Annotated in this window: 14 protein-coding genes and 1 pseudogene; 2 read left to right on the top strand and 13 right to left on the bottom strand. The window is 45.3% G+C overall.

What is annotated here, in order from left to right:
* Nucleotides 1-59: 59 nt before the first annotated feature.
* A complete protein-coding gene (locus tag R7E42_RS09795) occupies nucleotides 60-1,946 on the bottom strand; it encodes a methyl-accepting chemotaxis protein (RefSeq protein ID WP_053350167.1) in 1,887 nt (628 codons plus the stop codon).
* A 364-nt stretch (nucleotides 1,947-2,310) separates the two neighbouring features.
* Between R7E42_RS09795 and R7E42_RS09790 the strand changes: the two genes are divergently transcribed.
* Nucleotides 2,311-5,061, top strand: a complete 2,751-nt coding sequence (locus R7E42_RS09790) for a M16 family metallopeptidase (RefSeq protein ID WP_318072615.1) — start codon at nucleotides 2,311-2,313, stop codon at nucleotides 5,059-5,061.
* A gap of 87 nt (nucleotides 5,062-5,148) precedes the next feature.
* On the opposite strand, the gene R7E42_RS09785 is transcribed toward R7E42_RS09790, so the two are convergent.
* Together R7E42_RS09785 and R7E42_RS09780 are read right to left on the bottom strand one after the other, a co-directional pair.
* Nucleotides 5,149-5,601, bottom strand: a complete 453-nt coding sequence (locus R7E42_RS09785) for a bactofilin family protein (protein WP_081007941.1) — start codon at nucleotides 5,599-5,601, stop codon at nucleotides 5,149-5,151.
* The gene (locus R7E42_RS09780) at nucleotides 5,505-6,458 is read right to left on the bottom strand and encodes a M23 family metallopeptidase (protein ID WP_213873729.1); all 954 of its coding nucleotides are present in this window, start codon (nucleotides 6,456-6,458) and stop codon (nucleotides 5,505-5,507) included. The genes R7E42_RS09785 and R7E42_RS09780 overlap by 97 nt, the downstream gene beginning before the upstream one ends.
* A gap of 427 nt (nucleotides 6,459-6,885) precedes the next feature.
* Here R7E42_RS09780 and R7E42_RS09775 point away from each other — a divergent pair, with 427 nt between their 5' ends.
* The gene (locus R7E42_RS09775; RefSeq protein ID WP_080276972.1) at nucleotides 6,886-8,640 is read left to right on the top strand and encodes a hypothetical protein; all 1,755 of its coding nucleotides are present in this window, start codon (nucleotides 6,886-6,888) and stop codon (nucleotides 8,638-8,640) included.
* An 80-nt stretch (nucleotides 8,641-8,720) separates the two neighbouring features.
* Here the strand turns inward: R7E42_RS09775 and R7E42_RS09770 are convergent.
* From R7E42_RS09770 to R7E42_RS09725, 10 genes and pseudogenes are all read right to left on the bottom strand, one after another.
* Nucleotides 8,721-9,262 (bottom strand): annotated as a pseudogene (locus tag R7E42_RS09770) (START domain-containing protein).
* 77 nt (nucleotides 9,263-9,339) lie between these two features.
* A complete protein-coding gene (locus tag R7E42_RS09765) occupies nucleotides 9,340-10,524 on the bottom strand; it encodes a multidrug effflux MFS transporter (protein WP_213973071.1) in 1,185 nt (394 codons plus the stop codon).
* Nucleotides 10,521-11,165 (bottom strand): recombinase family protein, encoded by a 645-nt coding sequence (locus R7E42_RS09760; protein ID WP_054576561.1) that lies wholly within the window; start codon nucleotides 11,163-11,165, stop codon nucleotides 10,521-10,523. Before R7E42_RS09760 ends, R7E42_RS09765 begins: the two co-directional genes overlap by 4 nt.
* A 146-nt stretch (nucleotides 11,166-11,311) precedes the next feature.
* A complete protein-coding gene (locus R7E42_RS09755; RefSeq protein ID WP_017820101.1) occupies nucleotides 11,312-12,319 on the bottom strand; it encodes a LacI family DNA-binding transcriptional regulator in 1,008 nt (335 codons plus the stop codon).
* A gap of 217 nt (nucleotides 12,320-12,536) precedes the next feature.
* Nucleotides 12,537-14,270: a sodium:solute symporter family transporter gene (locus R7E42_RS09750; RefSeq protein WP_005374733.1), complete on the bottom strand. Its 1,734-nt coding sequence runs from the start codon at nucleotides 14,268-14,270 to the stop codon at nucleotides 12,537-12,539.
* Nucleotides 14,263-15,258: an ester cyclase gene (locus R7E42_RS09745; RefSeq protein ID WP_017634491.1), complete on the bottom strand. Its 996-nt coding sequence runs from the start codon at nucleotides 15,256-15,258 to the stop codon at nucleotides 14,263-14,265. Before R7E42_RS09745 ends, R7E42_RS09750 begins: the two co-directional genes overlap by 8 nt.
* Before the next feature lie 49 nt (nucleotides 15,259-15,307).
* Nucleotides 15,308-16,282, bottom strand: a complete 975-nt coding sequence (locus R7E42_RS09740) for an ester cyclase (RefSeq protein ID WP_064376319.1) — start codon at nucleotides 16,280-16,282, stop codon at nucleotides 15,308-15,310.
* A 513-nt stretch (nucleotides 16,283-16,795) separates the two neighbouring features.
* Nucleotides 16,796-18,076 carry a TRAP transporter large permease gene (locus R7E42_RS09735; RefSeq protein ID WP_033906641.1) on the bottom strand — a complete coding sequence of 427 codons (1,281 nt, stop codon included), beginning with the start codon at nucleotides 18,074-18,076 and terminating at the stop codon, nucleotides 16,796-16,798.
* Nucleotides 18,073-18,636: a TRAP transporter small permease gene (locus R7E42_RS09730; protein ID WP_025768663.1), complete on the bottom strand. Its 564-nt coding sequence runs from the start codon at nucleotides 18,634-18,636 to the stop codon at nucleotides 18,073-18,075. Before R7E42_RS09730 ends, R7E42_RS09735 begins: the two co-directional genes overlap by 4 nt.
* A gap of 58 nt (nucleotides 18,637-18,694) precedes the next feature.
* Complete coding sequence (locus tag R7E42_RS09725; RefSeq protein WP_182016039.1) at nucleotides 18,695-19,690, bottom strand: TRAP transporter substrate-binding protein; 996 nt, start codon at nucleotides 19,688-19,690, stop codon at nucleotides 18,695-18,697.
* Nucleotides 19,691-19,906 lie beyond the last annotated feature (216 nt).

Raw genomic sequence — 19,906 nt, 5'->3', positions numbered from 1 at the left:
CTAGTAACAAAGTTGCTAGCGGGGGGTTATTGTTTTTAAGAGCGTCCTTAATGTGGCGTTTAAGCCAGTTTAAACGTCGCCACTTTCGAGTTGAGATCCTCAGCTTGCGATTTCAGCTCAGCAGATTGATTCATCGATTCTTCGGCACCAACTACCAAGTGATCGGTCACATCTTTAATGGACGTGACGTTTTGCGTGATTTCATTGGTTACGTGCGTTTGCTCTTCGGCGGCTGTCGCAATTTGCGTTGCCATATCGCTGATCAGCGCAACGGCCGCGTTGATTTCATCCAGAGCCAGTGCTGCGCGATCAGCATCTTCCACCGAACCTTGCGCGAGCTGAGAGCTTGTATCCATGATAGTCACAGCGCGTTGTGTGGTTTGCTGCAAGGTCTCGATCGTCGAGCGAATTTCTTCGGTTGAGGTGTGTGTGCGTTGTGATAGCACGCGAACCTCGTCTGCAACAACGGCAAAACCGCGACCTTGTTCACCTGCACGCGCCGCTTCAATCGCCGCATTCAGAGCCAGTAAGTTGGTTTGCTCTGCGATGTCTCGAATCGTTGATAGCACGGTTGAGATGTCTTGCGCGTGCTGGTTGAGCTCACCGATGACAACGCTCGCTTGGTTGACTTCAGAAGACAAATTATTGATGGACGATTTGGAGTTGATCACCAACTCATGACCATTTTGTGTGCTTGCTGAAGAGTCTTGAGCGGCTTTAGCCGTCTGCTCTGCATGTGCTGCAATCTCTTGCGTTGCCGATGCCATTTCAGTCACAGCGGTCGCCACCATCGTGATTTCTTGTTGCTGATGGTTCAGATCGGAAACCGATTGATTCGCGCGATTCGTGCTCAGCTCCGATTGTTGGCTCAGTTCTTCCGCTTGGTGACGAATGTGACCAATAAGTTGCTGCAAACTTTCAACGAACTGGTTGAAGTTTTCAGCCAGCTCACCAACTTCGTCACGGTTTTCTACTTTGATGCGTTGAGTTAGGTCGCCGCTACCGTTTGCGATTTGTGTAAGCGCATTCGAAACGTTGTAGAGCGGACGGAACAAGATGTTACATAGCAGATTAAACAAAGCTACGCAGATAACGACGACGATGGTGGTTGCGATGATCTGATCCCAAACAGCATCGTAGAGTGGGGCAACCAACGAGTTTTGATCTAACACCGTCACTGTTGTGAGCTTGGTACCCTCTATGTGGCGCGCGTAAATCACATATTCGGTGCCGTTAATAGAGACGCGACGCTCTGTACCTGAACGTGCGGCAGACGTAATGTCGTTGTTGTTGAGGCCTAGCTTGCTAACCGGTTGATTCAGCAGTTTACCGTTGTTATGAGTGAAAATATTGCCCTGTTCATTGGCAATAAACATATAACCTTCACCCGGTAGGATCACTTGGTTCAGACTGTTCAGGATATCACCGATCTCTACGTCAGCACCCAGAACGACGGTTTGACCATGCAATTGCAGGGCTTTACCGAGCGACACGACGTTAGCCCCCGTGGCTGCTGCGACGGTTGGGTTATCCATAAAGACTTTCGATGGGTTGGCGATTGCATTGGTATACCAACCCCACTTACGAGGATCGTTATTACCTGGTGGCAAAACCACCCCATTAGCGTTGTCTTGTGACCCGTCCGGGTAAGCGAGGAAAACGTTATCGAACGCGCCAGAGTCTCGGACTTGTTTCAAATGCGTAACCAGAGAACGTTTCTCTGAATCAGAAGAGAGTGAAGTTAGTGCGCGCTCTTTAGAGAGTAGCCAGTCCTTTACGTATTGATTGTAAGATGCGCTAGTGCTTTCTAGTCGCTGTGCGACTTCGACATCGAGCCTGTTTAATGAATCTCGAAAAGACAGCCCCTCTACCAGCACTCCCCCTAGAATGATGGCGGCACTGGCAGAGATTGCCAGTTTGTTTTTTAGTGATAGATTTTTGAACATAAAGCGAATAGTAGATCTTTGAATAATAGTTGTTGTGTTTTTATTCTCATCAGTACTCTCTGTGCTGTTGAATATGCAGCAGAAAGTCAGATTCGAATCTGTTCAATAATTATATTTTATTGCTCAAAATAAATACTGACTCCATGTCGCGAATTTGAGTTTTACATCAAATAAGCAAAAGGATTTGGAACGATATTTTTTATGTATTTGTAAAGTAAGGATTTGTCGATTTTTGTAAATGAGAATTGATTTCAATAAATGGTGATCTTCATCACATTTGCGTGTCTGACAATCCATTAAAAATGTGAAGGTTATAGCACCGGATATATATTGATTAGCTTAATCATTGTTATGGGCAATCGTTATGCGCAGTATATTGTTAGTCCCCGCGTTATTAGTGTCAGGGTGTGCTCTGATACAACAGTCGACGCCGATTCAACCTGACGCCAACTGGCACGTGGACCAGTTATCGAACGGTATGAAATACCATCTTTATCCAACAGAAGACCAAGAAGTCTCGGTCCGTTTGGTGATGAATATCGGCTCATTCCAAGAAACATCTTCTCAAAAGGGTTACGCTCACTTTGTTGAGCATATGGCGTTTAATGGTAGTGAGCATTTTACCGGTAACGACGTTGTCAAACTTTTCGAGCAATCTGGTGGTAGCTTTGGCGCTGATATCAACGCTTTTACCAGTTATCAGCAAACGTCTTACCAACTTGACCTTGCGAATAATACGAAGCTAGAAGATGCCCTGAAGTGGATGAGAGATATCGGTAACGGACTTGAGTTTGCTCCTGAGCAAGTAGAGAAAGAAAAAGGGGTGATTCTCGGGGAATGGCGACGTGCTAATCCGGATGATAAGTCCTTTTCTATGCATGCTTACCAAGCCTCGATTGAAGGCACTATGTATGGTGAGCATGACCCAATAGGTACTCGCGAAGCGATTCAAAATGCTTCCTCGAGTAAGTTAAAGGCGTTTTACGACAAGTGGTACCAGCCACAAAATGCCGAGTTGATTGTGACCGGTAATATCGACGTAGATTCACTGTCCAAGATTATCAAAAGCAAGTTCTCGAACTGGGAAAGTACCTCGGATACGGTAATAGAGAAGCGCCGCGATATTCGAGTGAACAACGAAAACAGAATCTTGCCAAGTAACACGATGGAATCACCAAGTCTTCATTTAGTGATTGAGCGTGGTCTAAGTGGCGGCACGACGATTGAGCAACAACATGAAGTGTGGCGTGATGAAGTCGCAACACAACTCATTCAACAGCGTTTGATCCGTGTACTCAGTGATGCCGCTGAACCTTTTCAATACGCTTATGCAGAGCCCTATTACTCTAACTATCAGCGTATGATGTCGGCAGGGATTTCGTTTGCACCAGATCGCCGCGAACAAATGCACCAGACTTTCATTCGTACCTTGGCGTCGTTAAGAGATTATGGTGCGACTCAATCCGAGTTAGATAGCGTTATGTCAAATTGGCAAGGTGAACTTGCAAATATTGATTCAGATTGGAGTCAGCGTAAGCCAAACAGTTACGCAGAAGCACGTGTTTTTCAAATTGGACAAGACAGTGTCAGCCAATCAAAAGAGAATTATGCCCAGAGTTTGGCAGAATTCATCAACAACGAGAATTTAGAGAGCATTAACACACAATTGACGGCTTTGTTATCTCAGCAGCCAAGCTTTTTTATTGGTTTGGGGAAAAGCGAAACGTCAGAGCAGTTCAACGGTGTATTTGCCGCTCTAAACAGTGCCTATCTTCAAACTGGCGAAAAACCGTTAGAGATGTATGACAAAGTGGATGGATTCTTAAAGCCTACCCAGGAAGGCAGCATCACGAGCATGCGTCAGGAAGCGGGTGGTTTTCAAGTCTATACGCTATCAAACGGTGTCGAAGTGTGGTTCCAAAAAGATACTAAAGCGGGTGGTCGAGCGTATATTTACTATGCGAGCCAAGGTGGTAAAGCCGCTGTTGATCCGACGTTGTATGCCGCTTATGAAATCGCAGCAACAACGGCAATACGCAGTGGGTTAGGGGCATTTTCTGGTTCAGAGCTAGATAGCTACTTACGCAAAAACAACATTGCGCTTGGCGCGATGCTTGATGCGACCAGTCACGGAGCGCAAATTACGGCGCCAAATACGCACCTAACTGATGCTTTGAATGGACTATACAACCTAGCGACGGAGATTAAAGTCGACGAGCGCCAGATGGCGGCAGCGAAGCAAGAGTTTAAACAGCAGAGCGGCGCTTTTTTTGAATCACCGATGGGCAAACTGATTCAAAAAGCAAACGGCAATTCTTATTTGCCGGGGAGTCGTCATCGTATAGTGTCCAGTGATGATGTTGAACAAGTGACTTCCGAGCAGATACTAGCGGTGCATGAGCAACTTTTCAAAACCAATGATGGCTTTAAGATGGTTATTGTTGCAAACGTAGAGCCGGAAGAAATTACACCACTTTTGCGTAAGTATGTGGCCTCTATCGAAATGAAACCGAGTCGTTCGATTGATTATCACGTTGCGTTTAACCCGGAAGTACCGGAGCGAACTGTGGTTGCGGATGGGCATGAACCTTCATCGTTGTATGTAATGCGTTTGACTAATACGAGCGATTACCAACGTACGGCAAGAGACACGGTTATCGAAGATATTTTGCAACGTATTAGTAATGCACGTGTTTTGGATATTGTGCGAGAAGAGTCTAGCCTTGATTACAGCCCGAGCATTTACACCATGACACAAGATCGCGAACCCATCTCTGATTGGCTCTTGGAGTCTCAAGTCGAGCCCGAAGAGGTGGCACTTTTAGAGAGTAAACTGGGCAAAGTGTTTGATGATTTAGCGTCAAATATTACCCAAAAAGAAGTGGATACGGCCGCGAAACAACTGGCAGTCGCGATGCAAGGATTGGATGATAACCCAGCACAGAGATCATGGGCATATACTCGTTATTTGGTGCATGATTACGGCGTCGATGTGTTACTTGACGTTGAGAAAGTGGCTAAAAGTGTGACGTTAGATGAAGTGAAAGCGCATGCAAAATCAGCTTTTGGTCCACAAGCAAAACGCTCGGTGATGGTTTTAAATCCGGCCGAATAATCACGTAGTTTCTGACGAAAATCGTGGCAATAGTAATAAAAAAGACGGCGTGAAAGCCGTCTTTTTTAAGCACTTTAATCAAAGCTTTTATGCTGATTTACGCGAAAGTCGCTTTTCATTGTTGGTGTTGTTTTCTTTTGTGATCGCACCGTCTTGAGCCTTACCCTTTAACGTTACCACTTCCTTTTCAGGTAATTCGGCTGCTTCACCAAAGAATTTGCCACCAGGTTCAATGCTGAGGTTATTGCTCCAGATCCTACCGCTTACGCGTCCCTTGGCAAGCACTTGAATGTGTTCTGCGTGACAGTTTCCGTCCATCATGCCGTTAATGATCAGCTGTTTAGCGTAAATTTCACCGTTTACTCGCCCGCTTTCTGCGACAACGAGAGTGCCTTCCACGTTAATTTGACCATCGACGATGCCATCAATCTGGACATCGTTTTCTACTTTGAGTTCTCCGCTAAGAGAACAGCCTTTGGCGATGAGAGTTGAAGCTGCTGAGCTACTCGTTGTTCCACTGTTTTGATTAAAGATTCCCATCGTATTCTTCGCTCCTTAGTAAAAATGTCTTCGAAATCATTAAGGCTCCAATCGACAAATGGTTTCGGATTCAGTGCTCGCCCAACAAATCGCACCTCGTAATGCAGGTGAGGGCCAGAAGAGAGCCCACTGTTGCCGGAAATTGCAATCAGTTGCCCTTTTTTGACGAACTGACCACTTTTTACTTTGAACGCTTTCAAGTGCGAATAAGAACTCGAAAAACCGAAAGAATGTTGCAGCCTGAGGAAGTTACCAGAGCCTTTATTACTGCGGCGGGTGACTTCCACTACCCCATCGGCAGGGGCATAAATTTTGGTGCCGATATTTACGGCAAAATCGAGCCCACGATGCATCTTGGCAACTTTTGTCACCGGATGGATACGCTTACCGAATCCGGAAGATAGCCGTACCTTGCCGACTGGAGAGCCACTTGGTATTTGGTTTAATAACACCATGCGAACGTTTGAGGTTATCGCCGCCGCATCGAGCCTAGCATCCAAGTTATTTGTCGAGGTATGTTCTCCAACCCCAAGCACTTTCTCTAATTCACCCAAACGTTCCGAAACAAGTTGTACCCGTTCTTCCCGTTCTGAAAGGTCATTTTCTAGCTCTGATTTAAGTGTTTTCAGTGTGCTGAGCTCTTCACCCATGGTGCGTGAATGTTCTGTCAATTCAGCTTGTTTTAACGCTGCATTATCAACGCGAGTGTACAAGTGATGAATTAAGATTATGGTCGCGGCCAGAGCAACAACAAAAAAAACGAAAAACGTTTTTATGTTGCGTTGCATCCTTTTACTGAAGTACCAATGTCTTGAGCCATTGATAGTTGATATAGAGATCGTCAATTGGTCTTTCATCGTCTTCTATTGCTCGTATTTGGTATACGTCTCGTCACTGAGTTAGTAGGAATGTAAGGAAAACGAGTAGGGACCGCCAGAGGCAAATTGGAAAGAAGTGTCAGGTCGTGAGGCGTTTTCAGATATTAGATAAAAGACTCAATAAAGATTTAATATTCTGCTGATTTTGGTCGTAATTACTCCAAATCGCTTCATTTAACTGAATATTATGATTTTTAAGGCGGTTATCCGAGAAATTGGATTGTGAATATTGCCAATAGCATCCGCACGCAATTCAACTTACTTCACGGTTTGCCTTATAAATGTTGGATAATTTATCAAACCGACATTCATTACATCGATAACTTGTTTATGATAGCGGTTGATATAAAGCACTATTCATTGGCTTTAAACCTAAGCGTTACATTTCGTTTAGGAACACATAACTATGACAACGGAGTTGGTCGTGAAAAAACTACTATTGGCTACAGCAGTGGTCGCAGCAGCAGGGGGCGCTGGCTACCTGTACCAAAACAATACTACCGCGAGTGATGCTGGCTCACTGTTAACGCAAGTTCCTGCAGATTCACTTATGGTGACGTATCAGACAGAACCTTTTAACCATTATAAATACATGAACGCATTCGGTACGGCGAATCAAGGCTCGATTGCAGAACTTTTTGCCGATGAACCACTGTCTCCACAACAGCAGTTTGCAGTTAACTTATTCGATGGATACCTAGAGAGTGCTGCGTCGCCAGAAACATTAAAAGCTTATTTGGGCACCGGGGAAAACATTAATCCTGTGTTGTACACAATTGGTATGGTACCGGTGTACAAAGTGGATATTGAAGACCCTGCCGCGTTATGGAAAACACTGGATCATGAAGAGCAGATGAGCGGCGCTAAGCATGAGTTGGTTAAGCTTGGTGAAGTCGAGTATCGTCGTTACGAGATGACTGATTCAATTGACCCGCAGGACGGTATTGGCTTGGTTGTAGCCGTGGTTGATAACGTGCTTACGTTAACGGTTGATGTTCCGCAACTGGGCGTTCAAAACCCGATTAAAATGGCATTAGGGCTTGAAGCACCAAGTCAAAATATTGCTGAGAGTGGACGTCTTGAGGCGTTGCAAGCCAAATACGGTGAAAACAACAACTCTTTTGGTTACTTTGATCATCGCGAAGTGATTAAAGGTTTGACGACGAAAGATGGCAATATGTTTGCTCGTCAAATTAGCACGTTGGATGCAATAGATCCTGAACCAACTATTGAGGAAATGCGTTCACCAGCCTGCCATACTGAGCTTACTCAAGTTGCAGAAAACTGGCCTCAGTCCGTCGCGTTTGCAGAATACAAGATGAAAGGCGATCAGGCGTTCATTAAAGGTTCTTTTGTTGTTGAGTCCAACAATAAAGTGATTCTAGATGCGCTCAAGTCGATTCGTGGTGTATTGGCTGAGTCTAAAAGTGATAAGAGTTTCTTTAGTATGGCGCTTGGTTTAGACATTAATACGCTAGCGCCATCGATTGGTCAGATTTGGGCTGACTTGACCCAGCCTCAATACCAATGCTCTTTATTGACACAAATGCAGCAAGAGATGGGCGGCCAGAATCCAGCAGCCGCTGTAAGCATGGGGTCAGGCATGGTTAACGGCCTCAAAGGCTTAAGCCTACAAATGTTTGATATCAAAGTAGATACTAATGCTCAGCATGGTGAAGTATTTAGCCAGCTAGATGGTATGTTGTCTCTTTCTGCCAATGATCCAATGATGCTTATTCAAACTGCGCAAATGTTCGTTCCTGAACTTGCTCAATTGCAAATTCAACCGGATAACCAACCTGTTAATGTCAGTGACCTATTAGAAATGCATACTGGCATGAAGGTGGACGTGTTTGCTCGTCTAAACGAAAACCATTTCACCCTTTACAGTGGTGATAGTGCTGCGGAAGCAAGCAAAGAAGTGATGGCGCAATCACTTTCTCCAAATGGCTTGTTCAGCTTTGATTTTGATTCAGAGCGTATTTTGGAAGTGTTGGAGAGTGCGTCGTCAATCACAGGGGAGCCGGTTCCGGATGATGTTGTCAAAAGCTTACAAGGCGAGCTTGTTGGTGGTATGACGATGGACGTGACAGACCAAGGTATTGGTTTTGAGTTTGATTACCGTGGTGCAACTAAACCTGTAACGGTTGCACTGCAGTAACACATTGAGTAGAAAAAGGCGGCATATGCCGCCTTTTGTTATTATGTACCGTATTAAAAAGCGAGTGGGAAGAGCGACGCTTACTCATCTATTTGAGGATGAGAGTATTGCTGATATTCAGGTAACTCTTTTCTTAAATTACTAAATGTCGCCCATGCACTGTCTTTTGAAAGTTTGTTGATCAGCCAGTTTGGCAATAGACCTCCGGGGTCAGCAAACGCCTTGTATTCCACGAGTGTTGTATCGTTTGTGAGTTTTTGTAACTCCCAGGTCGCATCAACCGAGCGAATTCGAACATAACCATTTTGTTCAGCAATATATGAGTCAGGTGCGCTTTTGATTTCTATGGTGAATCCCAGCTCATCGACCCAGTACTTTGAGTAGGTGACCATATCCCGATTTTTGGCAGGCCATGGTGCTTTAAACTGAGTGTAAACGATGTTCTCGGTGGCCGATATCTGATTTAAAACCCGGCTATGACTGGCATTGTCAATCCAGTTCGGGATATTGTCACTCCATTCTTGTCACTCTCGAACTGCCAGTTCTCGTTGGCGCTCGCATCAGTACCAGCGGATATCAATGTGGCGAGTGTTAAGGCGCCAATTCTTATATGCAACATCATGTTAGTATCCGCCAACTTTTCCTAAATTTAAGTTTATACGATTTGTTGTAGCTATAAGGACAATAGTATGTTTTTTGTTATTGTTCTGAAGGTTGCTCAGCACTGAAGCCACGTTGAATGTTGGTGAAGGTAAGCGATGCAAATATTACGATAACGATCGCTAGATGCCATGCTTGACTCAATCCAAGCTGCACCAGAGTTAAGCTGACCAATGAGGAGACGACCATTTGTCCACCACCAGACATTGCCGCTGCGGCACCTGCTTGCTTTTTATAAGGTTGCATTACCATCGCTTGTGCACAAGGTAGGGCAATACCATTACCCAAGATCATTAATAGCTGTCCTAGCATCAGAAATAGAGGCTCAACAGGGCAGAAAAATAACCATATTGCGGCAGCGAGGTGAAGAAATGGGGTGCAAAGCAGCATTTTTTTATTGCCAATAATTGGCCTTACTCGGTTACAAATCGTGGTACCACATAACATACCCAAAGCGGGAATGAGCGCCCACATCGCGTATTGAGCGGAGGTCATGCCAATTTGATCTTGCATGATAAATGGCATCACAGAGACTGTCGTAATCATTAAGCTGAAGTTTAACCAACTGATACTGGCGAAACTCATAAAGTAACGAGACGTAAGTAAGCTCTTGTATTGGAGCAACATGTTTCGGGGTGACGGAATGACAGAACGTTTTGCGATGGTTTCTGTGAACTTAAAGGCGATGATTACCCAGGCCAGCGAGACATAGCCCAACAGAGAAATAAACACCATACTCCAACCGAAGTGGAAGTTGATAAAGCCGCCAATCACAGGTGCAATAAGTGGCGTGATTGAAGCCGCCATAGCGATGTAAGACATTGCCACTGGGAGTTCATCCCCGCTAAATCTATCTCGAGTCGACGCCCTCGCGAGTACCGCGCAGCATCCTGTACCTAACCCTTGTAAAAAGCGCCCCATCACCATCCCTGTAAATGTGTCACTGAAGAAAATAATCATCAGCAGACCAGACATCGCGATGAGTAAACCGGTAAGTAATACTCTTTTTCGTCCTAAAGCATCTGACACTGGCCCGTAGATAAATTGAGAGGGGCCAAAGCCGAGCAAATAAATACTCACAAGTAGTTGAGCTTGGTCGAGGGAGATGGAAAAGTCTTTTGCTATCCATGGCAAAGAGGGCATGACTAGCCCCATGCTCAACTGGCCAACGCTAATAATAAGACAGGCGAGTAGTATAGTATGAAAGTTGATTGGGCGACTCATGACTGGTCTCCATTCAAACAACCTTTTTGGCGTCGTGATCTTAAGCCGCCTTCGTCATCCACTTCATTTAGCTTTGCTTTGACCCGCTTCACAGTCGATAGACTGACTTCGCATTGCTCTGCCACGTTTTGCAATGTGTAGCCTTCTAGCAGTAACGTTGCGATCTGTTGGTGTTTGGTTTTGTTTGCGGGGCGGCCGCGAAACTTCTGTTTCCATAATTCTGGCTGCTCTTTAATGGCCTGTCGCCCTTGCTCTGCGGCAAACAGGCGATGTTCAGTCTGCACTTTCCCATATCCAGATAACACTGTGAGTAGTGTTTGAGTTTGAACAGAACCTGGCTCAAAAGTTAGTGATTCACATACGGTTTTCAATGTTACCCCTTTATCGAGTAGCATTTTTATTGTGTTCAATGCTTGACTAAAGTCGCGACCAAATGCGGTCAGCCACCAGAGCACAATCGTATCCCCAGTTCTGACGGAATCGAGCAGTTGTAAGAATGCCTCTCTCTCGGTTGGAGGCATGCAACCACGAACCTTATCCTCAAAATGCTGAGCTTCGGGAGCAAAAGCTTTTAGAGTATTAAGGTGCTCTTGGTAAGCTCGATTTTTTGGCGAATAACGAGTGTAAAGATACGTGGTCATAAGGATTATGAGCCTTTTTTTGTTTGGTTCATATAGTGTAATAGCTCATAAATATACATGGGTTCATTAATGCTTACAACACTAAATGAGCCGTTTGGGAGTCAGAGGCAAATAAAAAAGCCAACCGAATGGCTGGCTATAGCTATTTAAGCTTTTGTTGTCTGGCGCTCGATTAACTTCACTGGCACCATCATTTTTACTAGGCTGCCGTTTTTCGTATTAATTTGATCAACAATGATCTTCACGCACTCGCGAGCGAGGCGACGGAAATCCTGGCGGAACGTGGTTAATTGATAGCTTAACCATTCTGTCTGAGGAATATTATCAAAACCAATGACTTGTAAGTCCTGAGGAATCCTCAACCCGCATTCTATACGGGCGATATCCATGACCGCCATCGCAAGGTTATCGGTTGCACAGAACACTGCTTCAGGCCGATTTTTGTCTGCCAGTATGGCACGGACTTTATCAAGTGAGCTCGCGTAGTCATAGCTGGCTTCAATGATGCGTGGCGTCTTGCCGGTTAGGTCTTCAAATTCAGAGCAGAAGCCGCTTTGGCGTTCGTCATTCGTAAAGGTTGGCACTTCTCCCGTCAAATAAACCGCGTTCTTCACGCCACTTTTGTGCAGAAGTTGCGCGGCTTGTTGGCCTGCTTCGTAGTTGTCACTGATAACGTAGCTACTCCTAGTACCTTCAACAACTCGTGCGTATTGAACAATTGGGATATTAAACTCTTCACATTCTTCATAAAGGGACTTATTGAAGGTTGCGGAAGCAGCAATGACACCATCGACGCGATACTGGAAGATATTTGGGATTGAGTGGCCCTCTTCTTCATCCACTTGCCATGGAATCAATACGGCAGAATAACCTTTTTTCTGTAACTCACTGGAAATTAATTGCAGTGTTTTCATATGGATAGGGTAATCCGCATCAGGAAACACCAAACCTATCAATTTCGATTCGTTTGTGGTCAGGCTACGTGCAAAGGCGTTAGGGCGGTAGTTAAGGGCTTTAGCCGCTTCAAAGACTTTTTGCTTGGTCTTTTCGGATACTGAGCTACCCGGAACAAACACGCGCGATACAGTAGATTGAGAGACGCCTGCCATCTTTGCCACATCTTTTGATGTGACTACGTGTTTAATTGATTTCATGAATAAAACTTAGTTGCCAGTAATTGAGGTCATAAGACTAGCATAAATAGGTACGTATTCATAAATGTTCTGACGGGGTATCCTAAGTAGAATAATGGCTTTGGAGTGTTAAAAAGCAAAATGTGGGTTAACCCATTTGGTTTGCTTTGAGCTAGCACTAGATCTAGAGCGTAGATACTGTCCGTTTGTTGGACGTACAGTATCTGCGTAAAGAACATTAATTTGCTTGTTTGACTGCAACTTTACGTTTTGGGGAGAGGAGTGAATACCCCATGTATCCGATGCAAGCGGTAGCGACAAGAATAGAGCAGCCACGCATAAAGTTAATCAGCATAGGAGCGTTGTCGGTAAACGCGTTGATCCCCCAAAGCATCACGATCGAGAATACAAACATCACTAGTAAGCCATAACATGGAGCATCGATTTTGCCGGGAACGACATACCAACCATCTTCCTTGATTGGTTTATTTAGACGAGCATATTCCGCTTGCTGGCCTTTCACTGTGTAAAGATGCATTTCATCTTGTTTACCCGTCAGGAGAAGGCTAGCAATGTAAGCGACAACGGCATTCACAAGGACTCCAATCACGCAATACCAAGGCCACGCAATATCGGTCGCAACGGCTACATACCAAATCACCAAGAAGCTAGCAGCAACGCCAATTAACAAGCCTTTTTCCGTAATGTGTTTTGAGTAGAAACCAAGGACGAACATACAGAAGCTCGCACCGACAAAGTAAGAGCCTGCCTTACTCAGCACTTCCAGTACCGAGCCTGTGCTGGTGGCAAACATGATCGCTGGAATGATGACCAAAATCGCCCACGCCACCGTGAAGAAACGCGATACCTTTAAGTAATGCTCTTCCGACTCGTTTTGCTTGTAGAAGCGTTTGTAAAAGTCAGCCACAGAAACGGTCGCCATTGAGTTAAATGCGGAATCGAGACTCGACATACTTGCCGCCAGAATCGCAGCGGCAATGATGCCCATCAAGCCTGGCATTCCATATTCACTCGCATAATGAAGAATGATGGTGTTGCCGTTTTCAAACTCTTTACCGTCGTAATAAGCGTTGAATAGGACGCCAAGCAAGATAAAGACAAAGTAAATAAAGAAGGCCACGTAGCCCATCATCAACATTGCCTTTTTCGCATCGCCCATGTTTTTCGCGGCCATACAACGTTGTACCATCATCTGGTTACCGCCATACACGGTGGTGTGGAACATCGTCATTGCGATAACGCCGGCCCATACAGTCGTTACTTGGCTTAGGTCAAAACTTGTTTGTAGGGCATCGGTCATTCCTTTCGCTTTGAGTTCTGCCATGACCTCCGTCATTGGAGCAGGCATGCCATTCCAAACGGCTTCAATGATGATGAATGCGCCAATAAATAAGATTACTGCTTGAATCACATCGGTCCAAATGACAGCCGCGATACCGCCCATTACGGTGTAGATAAGGGCAATTGCAGTGACGATCATGATGCAGTACATCACGTCGATACCAGTAATGAACTCTAAAATCATTGCTGTCGCGTAGAGTACGGCTGCCGAGCTCAATGCTTGTTTGATAAGGAAGATAAACGACAAAGTCAGTCGTGAAGCCTTGCCGAAGCGTCGTTCTTGATACTCGTAGATAGAGGTTAAACCGTTGTTGTAGAAAAACGGCATAAACACAGCCACGATGAAGAAGATCACCAGCGGATAATTGAGGTGAATCGCGATAACCGACAGGCCTTCTTTGTAAGACCAAGCTGGCCCACCAAGGAAAGACATGGCACTCACGTAAGTACAAACGACAGAAATACCGATCGCCCACCAAGGGATGCTCTTATCACCCAAAGCGAATTGGCTAGCTGAAGTTACTCGCTTACCAATCACCGCACCCAATACTAGCGTTAGGGCTATGTATCCCCCAAGGATGCTCCAGTTAAGTGCGCCAAACTCATGCATAATTAGGTCCTTCTAACTGTTCTTTCATTTGTGCAAACACGTCATAGCCAAGTTGCAGCAGGATATGAACGATGTCGATCGCCACCCAGTTTTCTTTCAGTAAATCGCCTTCGCGTCGCCAAATGTCCATAACGCGAAGTTCGATGTGTTTTCCTGTCGGGGCGAGACCGAGCCAGCCACTGTGACCAGTGTGAGTACCATGCATATGTGGCCAACCACCTGTGGATACGTAGTCATTTTTGGCCAAAAAATTGACCTCAATATCGACACTTCGGTCAGGGAAGGCAAACACAAATGGCGCTTGATGGTGGTTACGGAAACCTTTGATACCGCGCGTAGTACCAATACCAGCAGGGCCGTACCACATAAAGTCATTGTGCCAGTAGTTTTCTAAATCCATCGAGAAAAGATCTTTGCCATCAAAACGACCCAAGCAAGACAGCATATCTTCAACCAGCTGGGCGCTCTTTTCACTTTCTTCCAAAGACACAACAGATTGTTGAATACCGTTAGAAGTTGCAGGAGAAGGAACCAAGCCATCGTGACCTAAGCTTTTACGAAGAGGGTTGCAGCCTGCTTGATTCATCGCGTCGATGAAGTCTGGGATCATGTAAGATTCGGTGATTTGGTCGTTCTCCACACACACCATTTCGGTGTAACGCAAGTAGAGTGTTTTCCCTGTTGCTGGGATGCCAAACAGTGGTTGTTCAAATGTACCGATAAAGTAGCCGGTAGAGTTGTACCAAGTGCGGCCTTCGTATTCGCCGTGCATAACAATTATTGGTCGGCGCTCGGCGTCAGGCAAAGCATTAACAAGTGGTGAGAGGAAAGATTCGTGGGTTGCATCTGGGCCATTAAGATCGTTCACAGGGTGCGCCACGCACCATTTTACGTCAGGGTTCAAAGTTTGCAGAGCGGCCTGTTTTTGCTCGATGTCTGCGGCTTTGAAGTAGTTCTGGTAGAACTGTTCGATGATGTTGAGTGACATGTTGCTTCCTTACTGTCCGTGATTTTAATAAATAGTGTTTAGTCAGCCGTTAGCCTTGCTGAAGCAGGATTTGCTTCCAGATTGCGGTCTCGTCAAACAAAGTGAATTCGCGACGAAGACCCCAAGGGCCAAACTCAGCGTGGCTGATCCCCATGATGTAAACCTCTTTTCCTGAAGGCTTACCAAACATCCCATATCCCTCATGCTTACCGTGCAAAGACCATCGAATTGCCGCGCGTGGTGACATCATGTCGTCATCTCGGCCAATACGATGGTGAACGGTAAATTGAGCATTTGGGAAAGACGCACGAAGTGCCATCCAAAAATGATCGACTTCCGAGTGTGATAGGGCAGTTTGACCGCCAGTGTATTCGCCGATGCAAGCGCGGTCGTACTCTTTCGGTACTATTGAGAACTCGGCATTCATAAGGCTTCTGAGAATTGCTTCATATCGATGACCATATTCGTTGTCGTTGCCTACGCCCAAATAAGGTCCAGGAATGTCGACTTCAGGTGTGAACGGAAATGGGCTTGATTCCACGCCACCTTCAAATTCGATTTGTTGGCGTGCAAACTCTTCTGACGTCATGCCCAGTTGGTTCGCGATATCGGCTTGATCGCGAACCAACCATTCGTCATTGATTTGGTTATTGATAGCGTGGCAATCTGCGATAATACGGAAACGAAGTTTGCGGTTCGAGGCTTGCCCGTAGAAGCCGTTGCCACTGTGTGTTGCAGTAGAGATGATTCGATGAGAAGAAAGCATGCCTTGTTCCGGGGTGCCTGACCAAATGACGTCTTCGCCATATAGCGTGCGATCGGGAAACTCGGCCAGTGTCGCCATTGTTGCACTGATCACCCCTTCGTTTCCTTGAACGATAGAGAGTGGAGTACGCACAACAATGTCGGGAGAGTAGTAGTGTTCTAAGGTGTTTAAACCTCGGTCTTCCCAAATCTCTTTTGTGATACCAAGAATGTAGTCGGGAAAATCACGCCACTTTTCATCGAAGCCAACCATGGCCATAAATCACCTCCGTAATTGAATAATTATGTTTTGATTACGTATTCAAAATATATCATGTTGCCATTTTGTCAACGGATTGTTTTTTGATTGTTTAAATAGCGTGCTGATGATCAGACTTTTAACAATTGAGCGGAAAACAAACTAAAAAAGTACAGGAGAGATGGAAGCTATCTCTTATCGAGACGTGTTAATAAGAAAGGAGGTCAAAGTTTTTTGTATGAATTTCCTAATATCTTATTGTTTTTTAATCGCTTAATTTATTTTTATCTGTTTGAATGGAAACAAATGATTAAGCCAAAACTGATAATCATGCAGATCAAGGCACCCAAATAGACTTTATCGCTAATATTCAGCTATTTTGGTGTCAATTATCCTTATATCTTTCAAATTTTCCTTTTGCATACGAATGCTTAAAGGCTTTTTTATTAAATCGGAAGTAAATAACGAATAAGCCACTAGAAAGGTGTTTATCTAGTGGCTATAACAGTCATAAGCGCTCTATGAGTGCAACGATCAGGATAAAAGCGCAGGTAACGATAGCGAGATGGCAGGGATGAAGGTAATCAACATCAAGGCCACTATCATTGCACCAATCCAACCCATGATGGCTTTAGAGAGCGACTCTATCGGTACTTTTCCTACCTGACTTGCCATAAACAGGTTAGCACCCAGAGGAGGCGTAACAAAGCCAATGGCCAAGTTCACGATCATCACGATACCAAAATGAACGGGGTCCATGCCGAGTGCTGACGTAATGGGTAACAGAATTGGTGTGAGAATAACAATCGCTGCCAGCGTTTCCATAAAGGTACCGACGAGCAACAACAGGACATTGATGCAAAGCAGTATCAGCAGTTTGTTTTCGGTAATCGATAGAATGAACTGAGCGATCTCGGTCGGTAGACGTTCTAGGGTCAATATGCGGCCAAACGTCACGGACGCACCCACAATGACGAGCACTGCGCCAACTAACAGTGACGACTCTAGAATGATTTTCACAACTTGCGCTGGTTTGAGCTCTTTATAAACAAACATGCCAAAGAATAAGCCATAGAGCACGCCAATCGCTGCGGATTCGGTAGGCGTGAAGATACCGGAATAGATACCGCCGAGAATGATTACGGGTAGTAGCATTGCCCAACTGGCTTCTTTTAGTGCATCAAGACGCTCTGACCAAGTGGCTTTGCGTTCGTTACCTGTGTAGCCCCGCATTTTTGAGACAATTAGACAATAGCCGATCAATACCATACCGACGACCAAGCCAGGAATGATGCCTGCCATGAACATTTTAGTTACCGAGACTTCAGCTGTGATCGCGTAGACGATCATCACCACAGAGGGTGGAATAATGACGCCAATTCCGCCGGAGGAAGCGATTAAAGCACCCGCAAAGCTGCGGTCGTAGCCTTTCTTCACCATCGAGGGAATCATCGTCAGGCCGATAGCGGCAACAGTGGCAGACCCTGTACCAGAGATGGAAGCGAAGAACATACACGCCACAATGGCCACGATGCCAAGCCCGCCAGTAAAGTGGCCAAAGAAGACCTCCGCCACGTGTAATAATCGTTTTGAGATCCCTCCTTGGCTCATAAGGTTACCTGCCAAGGTAAATAGAACGACGGCGAGGAGAGGGAAAGAGTCGAGCCCTGTTACCATTCCTTGGACTAAAAACTCGATGTTAAGAAACGGCAGACTGAGTATCGCGACCATACTGGCTGCCGCCAGAGCAATACCGACCGGAACGCCAATGAGCAGAAGCAGACCAAAGCTGCCAAACAAAAGTGCAGACGTCATGCGTTAAACTCCAATAGTCGGTTAGAAGTACGGTACTTTGCTTTGATATGGCGATAGCGTTGTCGAGAAAAGCGAACTCTTTCATTGCTGGTGGAGCACGCGTTCACACGTTGATAAATGCTTGTCACTAGGCGCGCGCAGCTTAATAGTGCGCAAACTAAAACAGAGGCATACAAACACGCAATAGGAATTTCCATTGCGGGTGCAATCTGACCGAGTTGCAGGCTGCGGTTTATAACCTTAAATCCAAACCAGGCGACAGTGGCACTAAAGGCAAGGTAGATAAGATCAGAGACAATCAAACTGAATTGCGTCCAATTGCCCGGAAGTTTATCGATGAACACACGAATGCGGATGTGTCGATCATCTCGGATACAATAGCTGATACTCAGGTACATCGCCCATACGAATAAATAACGTGCCAGTTCTTCTGCCCACGCGATCGTTGCATCGAACAAGCGTAGGGCGATTTGCAAGCACAGTAAAGTTGTCATCGTTGAGATCGCGATAACGATAAGGGTTGGTTCTAGGTATTTGTCTAGTAAGCGAAACCACTTCATGTTCACCTCCAAAACGAGAAAGCACGACCTGTTGCCAGATCGTGCAAAAGAGTGGGAGTTATAGGCGTTCTATCTCGGCCATCACGTTGTCAAACAAGTCTTTACCCGTTTTACTGCGCAAGTCCTGGTACACGGCCGCATTCATTTTCTCTTTCATGATGCTGCGTACCTCGTCTGGGACGATGTTAACCGTCATGCCTTTTGCTTCGAGCTCTTTGATTACTTCTTGGTTTTGCTGCGCGGCGAGCTCACGCTGTTTTGCGATGGTTTCTTTGCTTACTTCACTGATCAGCGCCTGTTGCTCTGCAGGAAGTGAATCCCAAAACGATTTGTTCATGAACAGCACGTAGTTAGTGTAAATGTGGTTAGTCAAAGAGAGGTATTTCTGCGCTTCATAAAAGCGTTCGGCATAAATTGAATAGATGCCGCTTTCTTGAGCGTTAATCAGACCTTGTTGGAGCGAGGTAAAAATTTCTCCCCAAGACAGAGGTGTTGGCGCAGTACCAATAGATTTCCACGCGCTTATTTGAGTGGGGTTAGATGCCGAGCGAATCTTTAGCCCTTTCAGGTCCTCAATACTATCAATTGGCTGTTTGTTGTTGGTCACGCTACGAAAGCCGACCTCCATAAAGCCAAGTCCATGAAAGCCTTTTGATTCCATAGCATTCAACAATGGTTGTCCGATCTTCTCACTGTCGAGCGCTTTGTGTGCTTGCTCTTCGCTATCAAAAAGGTAGAACACGTCGAGCACGTTAAACTCTGGGACGTAGGGAGAGAGTAAAACTGACGCACCAAACGTCATTTGTAAGTTGCCTTGCTGTACGAGTTCAGTCGTCTCACGCACATCGCCTAGTTGTCTTGCCGGATAGATTTCAACTTCTATCTCACCGTTTGAGCGAGCTTCCACTTCTTGTTCGAAATAGAGCATTGCTTTGTGTACGGGAGAGGTTTCTTGACTGTCATGAGCAAGACGAATAACACTGTTTGCAAACGTATTCATGCTGCTAAATGCAAGCCCCAGTGCGGTAAGTGAAGTAAGGATTGCTTTCTTCATCGTTCTTCCTTGTTTCTGGTATGACCTGCCATGGGCATTCGTCGGCAAGTCACACAACTTTTTATGTTTTTATAAATTAGTTGAGCAATTCATATCCATTTTGCATACGAATCCAAAATAAAACATTAAAGTAACAAGTCAATAACAAAATTGATGAATTGATGAGGAATTAAATAACGATTGGTGAAAATTTAATCGCAATCACAGAAAATGCCT

It is taken from the genome of Vibrio sp. Vb1337 (assembly GCF_033338715.1).
Classification (GTDB): Bacteria; Pseudomonadota; Gammaproteobacteria; order Enterobacterales; family Vibrionaceae; genus Vibrio; species Vibrio alginolyticus.
Note: the sequence above shows the minus strand (reverse complement) of the source record. Positions and strands in the feature narration are given on the sequence as shown.

What these genes read in the sequence shown, in the direction of transcription:
- R7E42_RS09795 (WP_053350167.1), bottom strand. Translation starts at nt 1,946, where the DNA reads ATGTTCAAAAATCTATCACTAAAAAACAAACTGGCAATCTCTGCCAGT.
- R7E42_RS09790 (WP_318072615.1), top strand. Translation starts at nt 2,311, where the DNA reads ATGCGCAGTATATTGTTAGTCCCCGCGTTATTAGTGTCAGGGTGTGCT.
- R7E42_RS09785 (WP_081007941.1), bottom strand. Translation starts at nt 5,601, where the DNA reads ATGGGAATCTTTAATCAAAACAGTGGAACAACGAGTAGCTCAGCAGCT.
- R7E42_RS09780 (WP_213873729.1), bottom strand. Translation starts at nt 6,458, where the DNA reads ATGAAAGACCAATTGACGATCTCTATATCAACTATCAATGGCTCAAGA.
- R7E42_RS09775 (WP_080276972.1), top strand. Translation starts at nt 6,886, where the DNA reads ATGACAACGGAGTTGGTCGTGAAAAAACTACTATTGGCTACAGCAGTG.
- R7E42_RS09765 (WP_213973071.1), bottom strand. Translation starts at nt 10,524, where the DNA reads ATGAGTCGCCCAATCAACTTTCATACTATACTACTCGCCTGTCTTATT.
- R7E42_RS09760 (WP_054576561.1), bottom strand. Translation starts at nt 11,165, where the DNA reads ATGACCACGTATCTTTACACTCGTTATTCGCCAAAAAATCGAGCTTAC.
- R7E42_RS09755 (WP_017820101.1), bottom strand. Translation starts at nt 12,319, where the DNA reads ATGAAATCAATTAAACACGTAGTCACATCAAAAGATGTGGCAAAGATG.
- R7E42_RS09750 (WP_005374733.1), bottom strand. Translation starts at nt 14,270, where the DNA reads ATGCATGAGTTTGGCGCACTTAACTGGAGCATCCTTGGGGGATACATA.
- R7E42_RS09745 (WP_017634491.1), bottom strand. Translation starts at nt 15,258, where the DNA reads ATGTCACTCAACATCATCGAACAGTTCTACCAGAACTACTTCAAAGCC.
- R7E42_RS09740 (WP_064376319.1), bottom strand. Translation starts at nt 16,282, where the DNA reads ATGGCCATGGTTGGCTTCGATGAAAAGTGGCGTGATTTTCCCGACTAC.
- R7E42_RS09735 (WP_033906641.1), bottom strand. Translation starts at nt 18,076, where the DNA reads ATGACGTCTGCACTTTTGTTTGGCAGCTTTGGTCTGCTTCTGCTCATT.
- R7E42_RS09730 (WP_025768663.1), bottom strand. Translation starts at nt 18,636, where the DNA reads ATGAAGTGGTTTCGCTTACTAGACAAATACCTAGAACCAACCCTTATC.
- R7E42_RS09725 (WP_182016039.1), bottom strand. Translation starts at nt 19,690, where the DNA reads ATGAAGAAAGCAATCCTTACTTCACTTACCGCACTGGGGCTTGCATTT.